14 protein-coding genes are annotated in these 15,348 nt (G+C 72.3%); 5 read left to right on the top strand and 9 right to left on the bottom strand.

Annotation, left to right across the window (positions count from 1 at the left end):
- Positions 1 to 4: 4 nt before the first annotated feature.
- From mdlC to CHC09_RS21145, 6 genes are all read right to left on the bottom strand, one after another.
- The gene (mdlC, locus tag CHC09_RS21170) at positions 5 to 1,606 is read right to left on the bottom strand and encodes a benzoylformate decarboxylase (RefSeq protein ID WP_089294880.1); all 1,602 of its coding nucleotides are present in this window, start codon (positions 1,604 to 1,606) and stop codon (positions 5 to 7) included.
- A gap of 17 nt (positions 1,607 to 1,623) precedes the next feature.
- The gene (locus CHC09_RS21165) at positions 1,624 to 2,466 is read right to left on the bottom strand and encodes an ABC transporter permease (protein WP_089294879.1); all 843 of its coding nucleotides are present in this window, start codon (positions 2,464 to 2,466) and stop codon (positions 1,624 to 1,626) included.
- Positions 2,463 to 3,272, bottom strand: a complete 810-nt coding sequence (locus tag CHC09_RS21160) for an ABC transporter permease (RefSeq protein ID WP_089294878.1) — start codon at positions 3,270 to 3,272, stop codon at positions 2,463 to 2,465. The genes CHC09_RS21165 and CHC09_RS21160 overlap by 4 nt, the downstream gene beginning before the upstream one ends.
- On the bottom strand, positions 3,269 to 4,240 hold the full coding sequence (locus CHC09_RS21155; RefSeq protein ID WP_089294877.1) for an ABC transporter substrate-binding protein: 972 nt from the start codon (positions 4,238 to 4,240) through the stop codon (positions 3,269 to 3,271). Before CHC09_RS21155 ends, CHC09_RS21160 begins: the two co-directional genes overlap by 4 nt.
- A 111-nt stretch (positions 4,241 to 4,351) precedes the next feature.
- Positions 4,352 to 5,047, bottom strand: a complete 696-nt coding sequence (locus tag CHC09_RS21150) for a response regulator (RefSeq protein ID WP_089294876.1) — start codon at positions 5,045 to 5,047, stop codon at positions 4,352 to 4,354.
- Positions 5,044 to 5,856 (bottom strand): sensor histidine kinase, encoded by an 813-nt coding sequence (locus CHC09_RS21145; RefSeq protein WP_089294875.1) that lies wholly within the window; start codon positions 5,854 to 5,856, stop codon positions 5,044 to 5,046. The genes CHC09_RS21150 and CHC09_RS21145 overlap by 4 nt, the downstream gene beginning before the upstream one ends.
- Before the next feature lie 140 nt (positions 5,857 to 5,996).
- Between CHC09_RS21145 and CHC09_RS21140 the strand changes: the two genes are divergently transcribed.
- The 5 genes from CHC09_RS21140 to CHC09_RS21120 all read left to right on the top strand — a co-directional run bounded on the left by CHC09_RS21140 (position 5,997) and on the right by CHC09_RS21120 (position 12,170).
- A complete protein-coding gene (locus CHC09_RS21140) occupies positions 5,997 to 6,689 on the top strand; it encodes an ABC transporter ATP-binding protein (RefSeq protein WP_089294874.1) in 693 nt (230 codons plus the stop codon).
- A gap of 227 nt (positions 6,690 to 6,916) precedes the next feature.
- Positions 6,917 to 9,247 carry an ABC transporter permease gene (locus tag CHC09_RS21135; protein ID WP_089294873.1) on the top strand — a complete coding sequence of 777 codons (2,331 nt, stop codon included), beginning with the start codon at positions 6,917 to 6,919 and terminating at the stop codon, positions 9,245 to 9,247.
- A 145-nt stretch (positions 9,248 to 9,392) separates the two neighbouring features.
- Positions 9,393 to 10,601, top strand: coding sequence for a globin domain-containing protein (locus tag CHC09_RS21130; RefSeq protein ID WP_089294872.1), 1,209 nt, complete (start codon positions 9,393 to 9,395; stop codon positions 10,599 to 10,601).
- A 33-nt stretch (positions 10,602 to 10,634) separates the two neighbouring features.
- Complete coding sequence (locus CHC09_RS21125) at positions 10,635 to 11,543, top strand: 5'-3' exonuclease (protein ID WP_089294871.1); 909 nt, start codon at positions 10,635 to 10,637, stop codon at positions 11,541 to 11,543.
- A gap of 159 nt (positions 11,544 to 11,702) precedes the next feature.
- The gene (locus CHC09_RS21120) at positions 11,703 to 12,170 is read left to right on the top strand and encodes a PRC-barrel domain-containing protein (protein ID WP_089294870.1); all 468 of its coding nucleotides are present in this window, start codon (positions 11,703 to 11,705) and stop codon (positions 12,168 to 12,170) included.
- Between the two features lie 22 nt (positions 12,171 to 12,192).
- Here the strand turns inward: CHC09_RS21120 and CHC09_RS21115 are convergent, their stop codons facing one another.
- Genes CHC09_RS21115 through CHC09_RS21105 form a run of 3 tightly spaced genes read right to left on the bottom strand, consistent with a single transcriptional unit; the run spans position 12,193 to position 15,259 of the window.
- Positions 12,193 to 13,191 (bottom strand): TolB-like translocation protein, encoded by a 999-nt coding sequence (locus CHC09_RS21115; protein WP_239138359.1) that lies wholly within the window; start codon positions 13,189 to 13,191, stop codon positions 12,193 to 12,195.
- Positions 13,181 to 14,398 carry an MFS transporter gene (locus CHC09_RS21110; protein ID WP_239138360.1) on the bottom strand — a complete coding sequence of 406 codons (1,218 nt, stop codon included), beginning with the start codon at positions 14,396 to 14,398 and terminating at the stop codon, positions 13,181 to 13,183. Before CHC09_RS21110 ends, CHC09_RS21115 begins: the two co-directional genes overlap by 11 nt.
- An 18-nt stretch (positions 14,399 to 14,416) precedes the next feature.
- Positions 14,417 to 15,259 carry an alkaline phosphatase family protein gene (locus tag CHC09_RS21105; protein ID WP_179277210.1) on the bottom strand — a complete coding sequence of 281 codons (843 nt, stop codon included), beginning with the start codon at positions 15,257 to 15,259 and terminating at the stop codon, positions 14,417 to 14,419.
- Positions 15,260 to 15,348 lie beyond the last annotated feature (89 nt).

Below are 15,348 nucleotides of genomic sequence, written 5' to 3'. Positions count from 1 at the left end.
GTGGTCACTCCGGCTCCTCCTCGTAGGCGGCGGCGCCGTCCGCCACGACGGGGACGACCAGCAGGAACGGGCCCTCCGCGGTGAGCGCGTCCGCGAGCGCGGCAGCCAGGCCGGCCGCCGCCGGCACCCGGGCGCCAGGGCAGCCCAATCCGGCGGCCACGGCCACGAGGTCGATGCCGGCCAGCTCGGTGCCGACCGGATCGGGCGTGCCCAGGCGCCGGCCGATCTGCCGGACCGCGGTGTAGCCGCCGTTGTCGAGGACCACGAAGGTCACTCCGGCCCCGTACCGCGCCGCCGTCCACAGGGCCTGGACGGAGTACATGCTGGAGCCGTCGCCGATCACGCAGACGACCCGCTCGGCCCGGGCCGCCAGGGCCCGGCCGACGGCGAGCGGCATCCCCCAGCCGAGGGCGCCGCTGCCCGTGGTGAGGAAGCCCCCGGGCCGGGTGATCGGAAGCCGGGCGTGGAACACCTCGCGGTGGCTCGGCGCCTCCTCCACGACGACGGCACCGGCCGGGAGCAGGGACCGCAGCGTATCGATCACCAGGGCGGCCTCGATCGGATCCCGCGCCGGCGCCGGCCGCGGGGCCGCCCGTGGCGGCGGAACCGGGCGCTCGTGCTTCTCCACCAGCTCCAGCAGTCCGCTCAACCCACTTCGGACGGTGGTCAGCACGCTGGTGCCGACCGGTGCCCAGGACGCTTGCAGCGGATCGCAGTCGAGGTGGAACAGGCGCGTGCCGGCCGGGACGAACGGACCCGGCGTGTGCACGTGGTACTTGAAGAACGAGCCACCGAGCGCGACCACGACGTCGTGACCGTCGAGCCGCCGGGCGATCTGGTCGCGCACCGGCGGCAGGAACCCCCGGAACAGCCGATGATCCTCCGGGAAGCCGGACCTCGCCGACAGCGGCGTCAGCCAGACCGGGGCCGACACCCGCTCGGCCAGTTCGACCGCGAGTTCCTGGGCGTCGTCCTCGTCGACGCCGGCGCCGATGACCAGCACCGGGCGCCGGGCGCCGTTGAGCGCGTCGGCCACCTCGCGCAGGTCGGCCGGATCGGCGCGGTAGCCCCCGCGTACGTCGCGGACGGCGACCGGCTCGGCGGGCTGGTCCCAGTCGTCCTCCGGTACGGACACGAACACCGGCCCGCGCGGCGGCGTCATGGCCATCCGGTACGCCTCGGCGACCGCTGCCGGCACGTCCTGCGGGCGGTCCGGCTGGGCACTCCACTTGACGTACGGACGAGGGAAGGCGGCCGGCTCGTCGGCGGCCAGGAACGGGCGGGTCGGCAGCATCGCCCGGGTCTGCTGACCGGCGATGATCAGGAGCGGGACCCGATCGCGGTACGCGTTGAAGACCGCGCCCAGCGCGTGCCCGACCCCGCCGGCCGAGTGCAGGCTCACCACCGCGGCACGCCCGTTGCCGATCGCGTAGCCGGCGGCGGCCGCGACGGCCACCGACTCCTGCAATCCGAGGACGTACGTCAGATCGGCCGGCCAGTCCCGGAGCATCCGCAGTTCGGTGGAGCCCGGGTTGCCGAAGACCCGGTCCACCCCGCACCGGCGCAGGAAGTCGAATACGGCGTCGCGCACCGTGCACCGGTCCATGGTGAAGCTCCTCTCGGTCAGCGGTCGGTGCCGCCAAGCGCGGCCCGATGCGGACGCAGGACTCGTCGTTCCAGCATCAGCAGCAGCGTGTTGAGCAGGTAGCCCAGGATCCCGAGCAGGACGATGGCCGACCACACGGTCGGTAGGTCCGATCGGCTCTGCGCGTCGGTGAGCTCGAAGCCGATGCCGTCGGCGGTGCCCGGCAGCAACTCGGAGAAGACCATGAGGATGAGGGCGAGGGAGAGGCTGAGACGCAGCCCGGCGAAGATCTTGGGCAGGGCGGACGGGACGACGATCTGCAACAGCCGATCGGTGGCGGACAGCCGGAACACCCGCGCGATGGCGATCTGGAGTGGATCGACCGAGCGGGCCCCGTCCGCGGTGTTCAGCAGGATCGGCCAGAGGGCGCTGACCGCGATCGACACGATCTGCATCGGTGTGCCGAGGTGCATCAGCACGACGAAGACCGGCACCAGCGTCGGCGGCGGGACGGCCCGGCCGAACTGCAGCAGCGGGTCGAGGTAGGCCCGGACCCGCGCGGAACGGCCCAGCGCGAGGCCGAGGGTCACCCCGGCGACCAGCGCCCCGGCCAGCCCGGCCGCCATCCGGCCCAGGCTCGGCAGGACGTTGCCGATCGCGTCGGAGGTCAGCCAGAGGTGCGCGGCGGGCCCGGAGAACCAGAGGTCGTACATCCGCTCCGCGATCCGCGACGGCGGCGGGAAGAACACGTCCGCCGCGCGGCGGGCGGCAAGCTCCCACCCGGCGATCGCGATCATCGGTACGACCCACCGCCGGCCGACCGCGCGCAGCCCTCGCAGTGCGGCGGCGGCCGGCCGCCGGCCGGGAGCGGCGGCGGTCATCGCCCATCCCCGGCCTGGTCGACGTGCCAGTGGAACAGCCGCCGCTCGCCGCCGGCCAGCACGGCGTTGCTGAACAGGCCCAGTCCACCGGCCCAGACCAGGCCCGCCAGCACGTCGAGGGTGCCGTCCGGCGCCTGCTGGGCCTGGGCGATGACGACGCCGAGCCCGTCGCCGAAGCCGGCCAGGATCTCGGTCCCGACCGCGAGGATCAGGCCGATCGCGGCCGCGAGCCGGACGCCGGTGGCGATGAACGGGGCGGCGGCCGGCAGCGAGACCCGCCACAGGACCGCCGGGCGGCTGAACCCGAAGACCCGCAGCGTCTCCCGCGGGACCGGGTCGACGCCCTGCAGGCCGTACAGGGCGTTGAAGAGCACCGGCCAGACCGAGGCGTACACCACCAGCGTGATCTCGGTGGTGAGCCCGGCGCCGAGGACGAGGCTGACCAGCGGGATGAGCGCGACGGACGGGATGGGCCGGAGGAACTCCAGGACTGGCCGGACCGCGACGCCGAGCGCGGGGACGCTGCCCAGGAGCAGGCCGAGGGGCACGCCGACGGCCACCGCGAGCGCCACGCCGGTTGCCCAGGCGCGGACGGTGACGGCCACGTTCAGCAGGAACTCCGGATCTCCGCCGAGGCGTACGGACCGGGTGAGCACGTCCGCCGCGGTCGGCAGGAACTCCCGGGGCACGGCACCGGTCACGGCGAGAAGCTGGCTGATCGCCACCGCGACGGCGAGGCCGGTCAGGCCTCGTAGCCATCGGCCGGTACGCCCGATCGGCGGTGCCGGCGACCGGGACCTCGTCATGGCCGCCAGGTCACGCGCCGCACGTCGATCGGCGTCGTCAGCAGCTTCTGCTGGACCATCAGGTCGGTGAGTCGTTGCAGCCCGGCCGGGTCAACCACGGTCGGGTACGCGGGAAGGGCGAGCTTCGCGGCGGTCGCCGCGTCGACCTTGGCGTAGCCGGGCAGCACCCGCTCGACCTGCGTGCGATCACCGGCGGCCAGCGCCTGGGCCTTCTGGATCGCCCGCTGGAAGACCGCCGCCGTCTTCGGATACCTCGTGACGAAGTCTTCGGTGCTGACGTAGCCGCTGACCGGCAGCCCGGTGTTCGGCGCGGCGCCGCCGTCGACGACCATCCGGGCGTTGAGCTTCTGCTGGAGGACGGTGCCGAACGGTTCGGCGGTGTGCACCGCGTCCACGTCATGGTTCGCCAGAGCCTTGTCCATCAGCGGGAACTGCACCGCCCGGTATCCGACGCTCGCCGGATCGACCTGATTGGCCTTGAGGAGCTCGTTGAACGTCAGCGACTGGATGTTGTTGAGGATGTTGACGGCAACGGTCTTGCCGGCGAGGTCCGACACCTGTTTGACCGGCGAATCGGCGGGCACCAGCAGTCGCATGAATCCGGGTGCGACGGCGGCGGCGTCCGCGATGATTCTCAGGTTCAGAGTTCCCTGCTGATAAGCCTGAAGAAAGGTCACGTAATTGGCGCCGGCGATGACATCGACCTGCCCGTTCTTCAGCGCGGGCAGGGCGGCCAGACTCTGCGCCACCGGCTCGATCTTCACGGTCAGCCCGTCGGCCGCGAAGAACCCCTGTTCCTGCGCGATATGGACGGCGGCGGCGTCCAGCAGCGGCAGCGCAGCCACGGTGATGGTCGACTTCTCCAGCGCGCCGGATTCGGCGGGCTTCGCGCCGCCGTCGCAGGCCACAGCGAGGGACGAAGCGAGCAGAAGGGCGCCGACAGCTGCGGGAAATCGATTCCATCGCATAGTCGGTAGTCAATACCACGCGGCACGCGGACACAAGCGGAAACGGTTCGGCGCGGTCCGATTCCGGCGGGCGTTTCCACGATTCGCCGATCACCTGGGCCGGTGGATCTCTCACGAACCCGGGGTGACCAGGCCCGTCTCGTAGGCGAGGACGACCGCCTGGGCGCGGTCGCGCAGGTCCAGCTTGGCGAAGATCCGGGCGATGTGGGTCTTCACCGTCGCCTCGCTGAGGGTGAGCGTCCCGGCCAGCTCCGTGTTCGACAGCCCGCGCCCGAGCAGGGTGAGCACCTCCAGCTCGCGGGGCGTGAGCGGGGAGAGGTCGCGGTGCACGGCCGGCTCCTGGCCGGTCGCGAAGCGCTGCACCAGGCGGCGGGTGATCGACGGCGCGAGCAGCGCGTCCCCGGTGCCGACCAGGCGGACCGCGGCGGCCAGGTGGTCGGCGGTGACGTCCTTGAGCAGGAAGCCGCTGGCGCCGAGGGCGAGCGCGGAGTACACGTACCGATCGAGGTCGAAGGTGGTGAGCATGAGCACGCGACACCGTGGGCTCCGGGCCAGGATGCGCCGGGTCGCCTCGAGGCCGTCCATGGCCGGCATCCGGATGTCCATCAGTACGACATCGGGGCGCAGCCGGCGCTCCGCGTCGACCGCCTCGACGCCGTCACCGGCCTCACCGACCACGTCGATGCCGCGCGCGGTGAGGATCAGCCGGAAGCCGGCCCGGATGAGCTCCTGGTCGTCGACGATGAGCACGCGCGGCGACGCGGTGCCGGTCCTGGCCGCGCCATCGGTCGGTGCGACGTCCGTCATGGCCGCTCCACCGGGATGCGCGCCCGGACGCGGAATCCTCCGCCGAGTCGTCGACGGGCGTCGAGGTCTCCGCCGTACAGCGAGACCCGCTGCCGCAGCCCGAAGAGACCGCGACCGGTGCCGGAGTCGTCCGCGTCGCCGCGCTCGGCGGGGGCTTCCCCGGTGAGCACGCTGGGCCCGGTGGTGAGCACCTCCACGCGGAGGGCCTTCTCCGCGTAGCGGATGGTCACCTCGGCCTTGCCGCCCGCGCCGTGCTTCAGCGCGTTGGTCAGCGCCTCCTGGACGATCCGGTAGGCGGTGACGTCGATGCCCGACGGCAGTGGTCTCGGCTCGCCGGAGACCCGGACCTCGACCGGCAGCCCGGCGAACGCGATCCGGTCGACGAGCGACGTGAGGCTGCGCAGCGTCGGCTGCGGCGCGAGATCGGAATCGGACCCGTCGGCGGCGGGCGCCAGCAGACCGAGCAGCGCCCGCAGCTCGGTCATGGTGGTGCGACCGGCCTTCTCCACCTCGGCGAGCGCGGAATCCGCCGTCTCCGGCAGCGATCTGAGCACCTCGCGTGCCGCCGCCGTCTGCACGATCATCACGCTCACGTTGTGGCTCACGATGTCATGCAGCTCGCGGGCGATCCGGGCGCGCTCCTCGTCGACCGCGGCCCGCGCCGCGCTCTCCCGCTCCCGTTCCAGCAGCCAGCCGCGCTCGCCGAGATCGCGGGTGTGCCGTCGCCGGGACCGGACCAGCGCGATCCACAGCGCGGCGACGGCCACGCCGGCCACCGCCAGCGCACCCGCCGTCCAGACTGTCCCCACCCGTCATACCTTGGCAGACGGCCGCCGCGGGCACGTCATCCCCAGCGCCTACAGCGCCTACATCCGTGGGATGACCCGGCGCCGGGTTGCAACCATGGACGGATGCTCTTCCGGTACGCCCGTCCATACGGTTGTCGTCCATGACCGATCAGAAACCCGTGGTCCGCCTCGATGGCGTCCGCAAGGAGTACGGCGAGACCGTCGCCCTCGACGGGGTGTCCCTGGAGATCCGCTCCGGCGAGGCGGTCGCCGTGATGGGCCCATCCGGGTGCGGCAAGTCCACCCTGCTCAACATGATCGCCGGCCTGGACCGGCCGACCGGCGGCACGATCGAGGTGCACGGCGAGCGCGTCGACGCGATGAACGAGACGAAGCTGGCGCTGTTCCGCCGGCACCACCTCGGGATGATCTTCCAGTTCTTCAACCTGCTGGACGACCTGCCCGCGCTGGACAACGTGGCCCTGGCGGCGCAGCTGACCGGCAGCAAGGCCGGCCCGGCCCGCAAGCGCGCCCTGGAGCTCCTCGACGAGCTGGGCATCGCCGACCGCCGCAACATCTACCCGGCCGCGCTCAGCGGTGGCGAGCGGCAGCGGGTCGCGGTGGCCCGGGCGCTGATGAACCGGCCGGCGCTGCTGCTGGCCGACGAGCCGACCGGCGCGCTCGACTCGAAGGCCGGCGAGCAGGTGATGGACCTGCTGCTGGACCTGAACCAGATCGGTCAGACGCTGCTGATCGTCACGCACGACGAGCGGCTGGCGCACCGCTGCGCGAGCCGGCTGGTGGAGATGGGCGACGGTCGGATCGCCCGCGAGTCCGCGCTGGAGCGGTCATGAGCGAGCTTGCGAGCGAATCGGCTGGCTCAGTTGTCGGCTCATGCCGACGCCGGAGCGCAGCGGAGGTGGCGGAATGAGCGAGCTTGCGAGCGAATCGGCTAGCTCAGTTGTCGGCTCATGCCGACGCCGGAGCGAAGCGGAGGTGGCGGAATGAGCGAGCTTGCGAGCGAATCGGCTGGCTCAGTTGTCGGCTCATGCCGACGCCGGAGCGAAGCGGAGGTGGCGGCATGAGCGCCGTCTGGCGGGCGGCTCGCGCGGCGGTGCGCCGGCGCAGGCTGCAGACGTTCCTGATCGGGCTCGTGGTGCTGCTGTGCAGCGCCACGACCGTGGTCTCGCTCGCGCTCCTGGACGCCTCCTCCGCGCCCTTCGACCGGACGTTCGCGGCGAGGCACGGAGCGCACGCGGTCGCCGCCTACGACCCGGCCAAGGTCACCGAGGCGCAGCTGACCGCGGCCCGGACCGGAGTCGCCGCCGCGGCGGGCCCGTTCGGCCAGATCGTCCTGGAACCCGACGACCGGAGCGTCGGGCCGTTGCCGCCCCACGCGATCACGGTGGTCGGACGCGCCGATCCCGGCGGGCCCGTCGATCAGCTCGACGTGTGGCACGGGCGCTGGCCGTCCGCGCCGGGCGAGATCGTCCTGGCCTTCCCGCCGGAGGAGAACATGGACCGGGGGCCGCTCGCGGAGATGACCTCGGTCAGCGCGAACGGCGTCACGCTGAGGGTGGTCGGATTCGCGTACGGCATCAGCGACTCGGCGGACGGCTGGGTGACCCCGGAGCAGGTCCGCGCCCTGCACCCGACCGGCCTGCAGATGCTGTACCGGTTCACCGGCGACGTCTCGACGAAGGAGGCGGTGAACGCCCGCCTGTCCGGGGTGACCACGGGGCTCCCCACCGGAGCGCTGATCGGCGCCGAGCCGTACCTGACCGTCAAGGAGGACGCGGCCGAGGACCTCGGCACCTACCTGCCGCTGCTCGCCACGTTCGGCGTACTCGGCCTGGTGGTGGCGGTGCTGATCGTGGGCAACGTGGTCAGCGGCGCGGTGGTCTCCGGGTTCCGGCACATCGGCGTGCTCAAGGCGCTCGGCTTCACGCCCCGCCAGGTCGTCACCGTCTACCTGCTGATGGCCTCGGTGCCGGCGGTGGCCGGGGCCGTGCCCGGCGCGGTGATCGGCGCGCTGGGTGGCCAGGCGCTGATCGGTGAGGCGTTCCGCGGCTTCGGGTTCGGGGACACCGAGATCAGCTGGTGGGTGTGGCTGGCCGCGCTGCTCGGCATACCGCTGATCGTGCTGGTCTCGGCGCTGGTGCCGGCCCGGCGGGCGCACCGGCTCTCCGCCGCCGAGGCGATCACCGCCGGCAGCGCGCAGCGGCGCGGGCGCGGGCTGCGGGTCCAGCGGGCGCTGAGCGGCACCCGGCTGCCCCGGGCGGTCAGCCTCGGCCTGGGCCTGCCGTTCGCCCGGCCGGGCCGCACCGCGCTGACCATGGCGGCGCTGCTGCTCGGCGTGACCACGGTGACGTTCGCGGCCGGTCTGGCCAGCACCCTCAACCGGGTCGCCGAGATCGACGTCCAGGTCAGCGGCGACATCGGGGTCCGCGGGCTGCCCAGCGACTTCGGCACCCCGACCACCCGCACCGACGCACAGGTCGAGGAGCTGCTGCGCGGGCTGCCCGGCACCGCCCGGGTCGGCGTGTTCGCCGACACCGAGCTGGCCGCGGCCGGCAGCAACGAGCCGATCCGGGTCATCTTCGGCCGCGGCGAGGTGGCCGAGCTGGGTTACCGGGCGCAGCTGCTCGAGGGCCGCTGGATGGCCGCCCCCGACGAGGTGGTCGCGCCCTCCAACCTGCTGCTCGAACGGGGCTTGAAGGTCGGCGATCAGGTCGCCGTCGAGTCCGGGGGCCGGCGCGGCACGCTCCGGATCGTCGGGGAGACGGTCCGCGGGCCGTCGGGTCCGCCGGGCCTGATGGCCGACTGGTCGTCGCTGACCACCTTCGTCGCGGACCCGAAGCTGGCACCGAGCGACTTCTACTACCAGGTGCAGGTCACCCCGGGAACCAGCGTCGCGGGGTACGTCGCGGCGGTGCGGGCGGCCGACAGCGGGCTCGACGTGTGGGACAACACCGGCGGGGACGAGTTCACCGTCATCGTGGCCGGCTTCTCCACCGTGCTGGGCCTGCTGCTCGCCACCGTCGCCGCGCTCGGCGTGCTCAACACGGTCGCGCTCGACGCCCTGGAGCGCCGCCGCGACCTGGGCATGCTCAAGTCGATCGGGATGACCCCGGCGCAGGTGGTGGCCATGATGGTCACCTCGATGGCGGCGCTCGGCGTGGTCGGCGGGCTGCTCGGCCTGCCGCTCGGGATCCTCACGCACCGGTTCGTCGTCCCGATGTCCGCGAGCGGCGCCCGGGTCCGCCTGCCCCTGTCGGTGCTGACGGTCTGGTCCCCGGCCGTGGTGATCCCGCTCGTGCTGACCGGCGTGCTGATCGCGGTGCTCGGCGCGCTGCTGCCGGCCCGGGCCGCGGCCCGGATGACGATCGCCCAGGTGCTGCACAACGAGTGAGGCACGGTCCGGCCGCCCGGTGTGCGCCGGGCGGCCGGACCGCACCTGTCGGGGGCTGATCGGCCGCGCGGTGTCCACCTGGCGTTCTAGGCTCGGACCGCAGGCTGTGACGTCCGCCGAGGCGGCGCCGGTCAGGAGGTCAACCGTGCTGTCCGACAAAGCTCGCCCGATCGTGGAGGCCACCCTGCCGGCCATCGGCGAGAACATCCAGGAGATCGCGAGCCGCTTCTACGCGCACCTGTTCGCGGCCCACCCCGAGTTCCAGGACGGGATCTTCAACCGTGGCCACCAGGCCGAGGGATCCCAGCCGAAGGCCCTTGCCGGGTCGGTGGCCATGTTCGCCACGACGCTGCTGGCCGATCCGCCCCAGCTCCCGGAGCGGTTGCTGACCCGGATCGCGCACAAGCACGCCTCGCTCGGCATCCGCCCCGACCAGTACCCGATCATCTGGGAGCACCTGAGCTGGGCCATCGGCGACGTCCTCGGCGACGTGGTGACCCGGGGTGTCACGGCGGCCTGGGAGGAGGTGTACTGGCTGATGGCGTATGCGTTGATCCACCAGGAGCGCGGCCTGTACAGCGCTCGCGGGATCACCGCCCAGCGGGTCTGGCGGCAGTGGTGGGTCGCCGCGAAGGAGAAGGACACCGACGACGTCGTCGTCTTCACCATGCGCCGGGTCGACAACCGCCCGGTGCGGGCCTCGCTGCCGGGGCAGTACGTCAGCGTGCTCGCGACGATGCCGGACGGGGTACGGCAGCCCCGGCAGTACAGCCTGATCCGCGCCGACGACGGTGAGCACCGGTACTTCGCGGTCAAACGGGTGCACGGTGACGGCAAGCCCGACGGGGAGGTGTCGAGCCTGCTGCACGATCGGATCAAGGTCGGCGACGAACTGACCATGAGCGTCCCGTACGGCGACGTGGTCCTGGACGACTCGGGCCGCCCAGCGGTCTTCGCCAGCGCCGGCATCGGGATCACCCCGATGGCCGGGATGCTGTCGCACCTGGTCGCGGCCGGCTCCCGGCTGAGCGTGACGATGCTGCACGCCGACACTGACGAGCAGTCGTTCCCGTTGCGCCGCCAGATCGCCGACGACCTCGCCCAGTTGCCCGGATCCTCCCTGAATGTGTGGTACGAGCGCGGGGCGCACTCCGACCTGCCGGTCGCCGGGGTGCACGAGGGCACGATGGACCTGGCACAGGTCACGCTTCCGGTGGGCGCCGTCTACTACCTGTGCGGCCCGCTGCCGTTCCTGCAGGCCGTCCGGAGCGCACTGATCGACCGCGGGATCGCCCCCGCCGACATCCAGTACGAGATGTTCGGACCCGACCTGTGGCAGGCCGACTGGTCGTGACCCGATGTCGGACCCGTGTGGCAAGGTTGGCGCGTGACCCGACCACTGCTGGCCGTCGACGCCCCCAGCCTGTACTTCCGCGCGTTCCACGGCATTCCGGAGAAGGCCGCTCAGACCGAGGCCGGCGAGCCGGTCAACGCGATCCGCGGTTTCCTCGACATGATCGCCCAACTGGTCCGGACCAGACGGCCCGACCGGCTGGTCTGCGCGCTGGACGCGGACTGGCGGCCGGCCTGGCGGGTGGAGCTGGTGCCGTCGTACAAGGCGCACCGGGTCGCCCACGGTGCGGTCGAGGAGGTGCCGGCCTCCCTGGAGCGGCAGGTGCCGGTGCTGCTGGAGGTGCTCGCCGCGGTCGGGATCCCGGCGTTCGGCGTGCCGGGTTACGAGGCGGACGACGTGCTCGGCACCCTCGCGGCGACCCAGGAGGCGCCGGTCGAGGTGGTCTCCGGCGACCGCGACCTGTTCCAGCTTGTCGACGACGCGCGCGGGACCCGGTTGCTGTACTGCGGTCGCGGCGTGGCCAAGTTGGAGGACGCCGACGAGGCGCTGGTGCAGGCGAAGTACGGGGTGCGGGCGCACTACTACGCGGACTTCGCCGCGATGCGCGGCGACGCCAGCGACGGACTGCCGGGGGTGGCGGGCGTCGGCGAGAAGACCGCCGCGCGGCTGATCGAGCGGTACGGCGGGATCGCCGAGATCCTGGCCGCGCTCGACGATCCGGAGTCGGGGTTCGCGCCCGGCGTCCGGACGAAGCTGAACGCCGGCCGGGAGTACCTGGCTCGGGCGCTGCCGGTGTGCCGGGTCGCCCTCGACGTCGAGCTGCCCGCCTTCGACGCGGCCCTGCCGAAGGCGCCCCGCGACCCGGACGCCCTTCTCGCGCTCGCGCAGCGGTGGAACCTGGCCGGCTCGGCCCGCCGTCTGGTCGACGCGCTCGCCGGCTGAGGTCCGCTCCGGCTTTCCCGGCGAGTGGCTGAACGAGTCGTCTCCCCCGTGTTAGAACCGCTGTGACCCGGGGCATCACTCTGCGCCGAGATGCTCAACCCCGGAACCGCGCAGACGACGCGAAAGCCGCACAGGCCCCACGATGAGGGGAGACCACCCGTGATCACGCAGGAGTACGTCAGTTCACTGCCCGGGCGCAAGGTGCGCGACCGCGACGGGCACAAGATCGGTTCGGCCGAGCAGGTCTGGACGGACACCACTGGGCTACCCGCCTGGGTCTGCGTCCGTACCAGCTTCTTCGGCTCGAACGAGTCGTTGATCCCGCTGCACGAGGCCGATCTGCTCGACGACCGCCTCGTCGTGCCGTTCGACAAGGCGACCGTCCAGGACGCGCCGGACGTGGACTTCGCCTACGACGAACCGCTGTCCCGGGCCGAGGCCGCCCGGCTCGGCACCTACTACGGCCTCGACGACCAGGCGATCGACGACTCGTACCAGGTCGGCGTGCCGGCGAAGACCGAGTACTTCGCGGACGGCGAGCCCGGCTACGAGCGGGGCGAGGACTACTCGCGCGACGCCGACTTCGCCCGCGCCGACGAGCTGGACGACGCGATAATCCGCTGGTAGGAGCTGCCACCGGCGCGCCGGGTCAGTTCCAGAGGGCGGCGGGGGACTCGGCGTCCGGGATCAGCAGGTGCGGGGCGCCGGAGCCGTCGGCGGGGACGGACCAGACGTCGGCGCCGCGCGAGCCGCGACGAACGGCGTACATCACGGTGTGGTCGTCGTACCAGGCGGCCTGATCGTCCACGCCGCGGGTCTCGGCGAGCGGCGTCCGGCGCATCGTCGCCAGATCAAGAACGGTCAGCCGCCAGCCCTTCGCCGGATCGCCCCGGATCGCCTCCTTGAAGGCGATCCGGGTCCGGTCCGGCGACAGCGACGGACACTCGACGTTCTCGGCGAGCGTCCGCACGCTCTGCGTGGTCAGGTCGCCGGCGACCAGGTAGCGCTTCCCCGCCGTCGACAACGTCGCGTAGAAGTGCCGGTCGTCCAGGAACGTGACACCCCAGTAGTTGACGTCGACGGCCCGGTACGGCTTCCCGTCCCGGACGACCGAGAAGAGTTCCAGGGAGTCGGCCGTCTCCCGGGTGGCCAGGTTGATCGTTCCGGCCCGGGTGGAGAACCGCCCACCGTTGTACGAGTCCCCGGTCACGAAGACGGTGAACGCCAGGACGTTCCCGCTCGGCGACACCCGGGCCCGGTTCGGCACCCCCACCAGTGGATACGTGTCCTGGACGCGGAGCGACGCGTCCACCACGGCCAACTGGTAGGTGGTGAGCGGGCCGTCCGGGCGCAGGCAGATCCCGCGCCCGGCCGCGGCGTAGACCCGGACGCAGTCAAGATCGGACAGCTGCCGCGCCCCGCTCCCGCTCCCCCGGGCCACCGTGCCGACCCGGCCGTACCCGGCGGCGGCGGTGCTGCGGAACAGCACCCGGTCCCCCGGGCCCGCGTCGACCGCCGCCGCGGCCACCGCCGGCCGGTCGCCACGGTGCCCGGCGACCAGCACGTAGGCCACGGCGCCGCCGAGCAGCACCACCGATACCAGCGCCGCGAGCAGCACCCGCCGCCGCGGTGTCATTTCACGACTCACGAGCGAACCTGAGCAGGAGAAGGGCGGAACCGGACAGGGTCAGGACGGCCAGGACGGTGACGGCGCGGATCGCCCCGGTCGCGCCCCACCACTGCCAGGCCAGGCCGAACAGCACCGAGGACGCCAGGTAGGCCAGCGCCTGACCGGTCTGCACCAGGGCGAGGCCGGTGGTGCGCAGCTCGGCGGGGAGCAGCGGCCCGGCGAGCGCCATCAGCACACCGTCGGTGGCCGCGTAGTAGACGCCGTACAGCAGAAGAATGAAGATCACCACTAGCGGGCCGGCCAGGCCGGAGTCCAGCAGGAGATAGACGGCGCCGAGGGCGGCGTAGCCGCCGAGGACGACCGGGGCCCGCCCGACGCGGTCGGCCAGGTTGCCCAGCGGCACGGCGAGGATCAGGTACGCCAGGCTGGTGCCGACCGCGAGCAGCGGGAACCACCCGGTGGCGAGGCTCTCCCGGCGTTGCAGGAGCAGGTAGACGAAGCCGTCGCCGATCGTGCTGAGCCCGAGCAGGACCGCGCCGGCCAGCAGCGCGCGGACCGGCCGGCGGCGCAGCAGGCCGGCTGCCGCGACGAGGCTGACCGTGTTCGACGGCGGGCGCGGGCCCCGGTGGTCGCGGACGAAGAGCACGAGCGTGAGCACGCCGATCATCGCGACGCAGCCACTGACCACGAAGACCGCGTCGTAGGCCTGGCCGGAGGCGGCGAGCACGGCGAGCGCGACCAGCGGCCCGGCGAAGGCGCCGGTGGTGTCCATCGCCCGATGCACGCCGAAGGCCCGCCCGAGCTGGCCATCCGGGGTGGCGAGAGTGATCAGCGCGTCCCGGGGCGCGGTGCGCAGGCCCTTGCCGGCCCGGTCGGCGACGATCACGGCGCTCAGCCACGGCACCGAACCGCCGGCCGCGAGCAGCCCGAATTTCATGAACGCGGAGAGCCCGTAGCCGGCGGCGGCGACGGTCTTGCGGCGCCGCGCCCGGTCGGCGAGATATCCGCCGGCCAGGCGCAGCAGTGCCGTCGCCCCGGTGTAGAGGCCGTCGATCAGCCCGTAGACGGCGGGGCCAAGCCCCAGCCCGGCGACCAGGTACAGCGGCAGGATCGCCGAGACCATCTCGCTGGACACGTCGGTGATCAGGCTGACCGTGCCGAGAGCCAGGACCGTCCCGGCGAGGCGCTTGGTGCGGTCGGCCGCGCCGGCCGACGGCCGTTCCACCGAGGCCAGGTACACGGGTTACTGCCAGACGTCGGTGATCGGCGAGACGCCGGCCGCGCCGCCCAGGGCGGGCAGGCCGTACGCGGCCTCGATGGTCCGCAGCACGGTGTAGTGGTTGATCTTCGTGGAGTACGAGCCGACCTTGACGTTCGCCCCGACGAAGGTCGTGTGGATACGGTTCAGCGCGAGGTAGTTGTCCTCGTCGAACGTGACGATCAGCAGGCTGTTGTGGGTCTTGGCCCACTGGGCGTACCCGTCGAGGTTGTTCTTGAGCCAGGTGTTGCCGGTCGCGATCGAGCAGTCGTGCATGTCGTTGCACATGTCCGGGCTCACGAACGACACCGTCGGCAGCTGGCTGTAGTCGGCCGGGAAGGTGCTGTACCGGACGTTGCCGGCGGCCGGCACGGTGCTGAAGTCGACCCAGCTGTTGTGCTTGCGCCGGTAGGTGCCGCTGGAGCAGCCGGTGTAGCCGTCCGAGGGCATCGCCTCGGAGTAGCCCTTGAACGTCCTGCCGGCGGCGATCAGCTGAGCGCCGAGGTTGCCGGTGGTGAACGTCTTGGGGCAGTCGTCGTTGGTCACGCCCTGTGTCGAGCCGGAGAACAGGGCGATGTAGTTGGGCTGGCTAGGGTGGGTGATCGCGTACGACTGCGTGAACGTGGCGCCCTGCGCGGCCAGGGAGGCGAAGTAGGACGCCGAGGACGCGGTGATCTGGGACGCGGCCTTGTTCTCGAACATCACCAGGACGATGTGGTCGAACGCGGGCACGGTGGCGGCCGCCTGGGCGGGCGGCGACGCGGCGGTGACGCCGCTGGCGAGCAGGACGAGGGACGCGAGCGCGATCCCGGTACGCCGTAGGGACATGCCGAGCATCCTCGCCAAGATCATCGAAGGTTTCCGGCACGGCATGTGGCCGAGAGGTGAAGAAACAACGTCCGTCTATTGATTGCGAA

The organism is Actinoplanes regularis (assembly GCF_900188005.1).
Taxonomy (GTDB): Bacteria; Actinomycetota; Actinomycetes; order Mycobacteriales; family Micromonosporaceae; genus Actinoplanes; species Actinoplanes regularis.
This window is presented reverse-complemented; position numbering and strand designations above follow the sequence as displayed.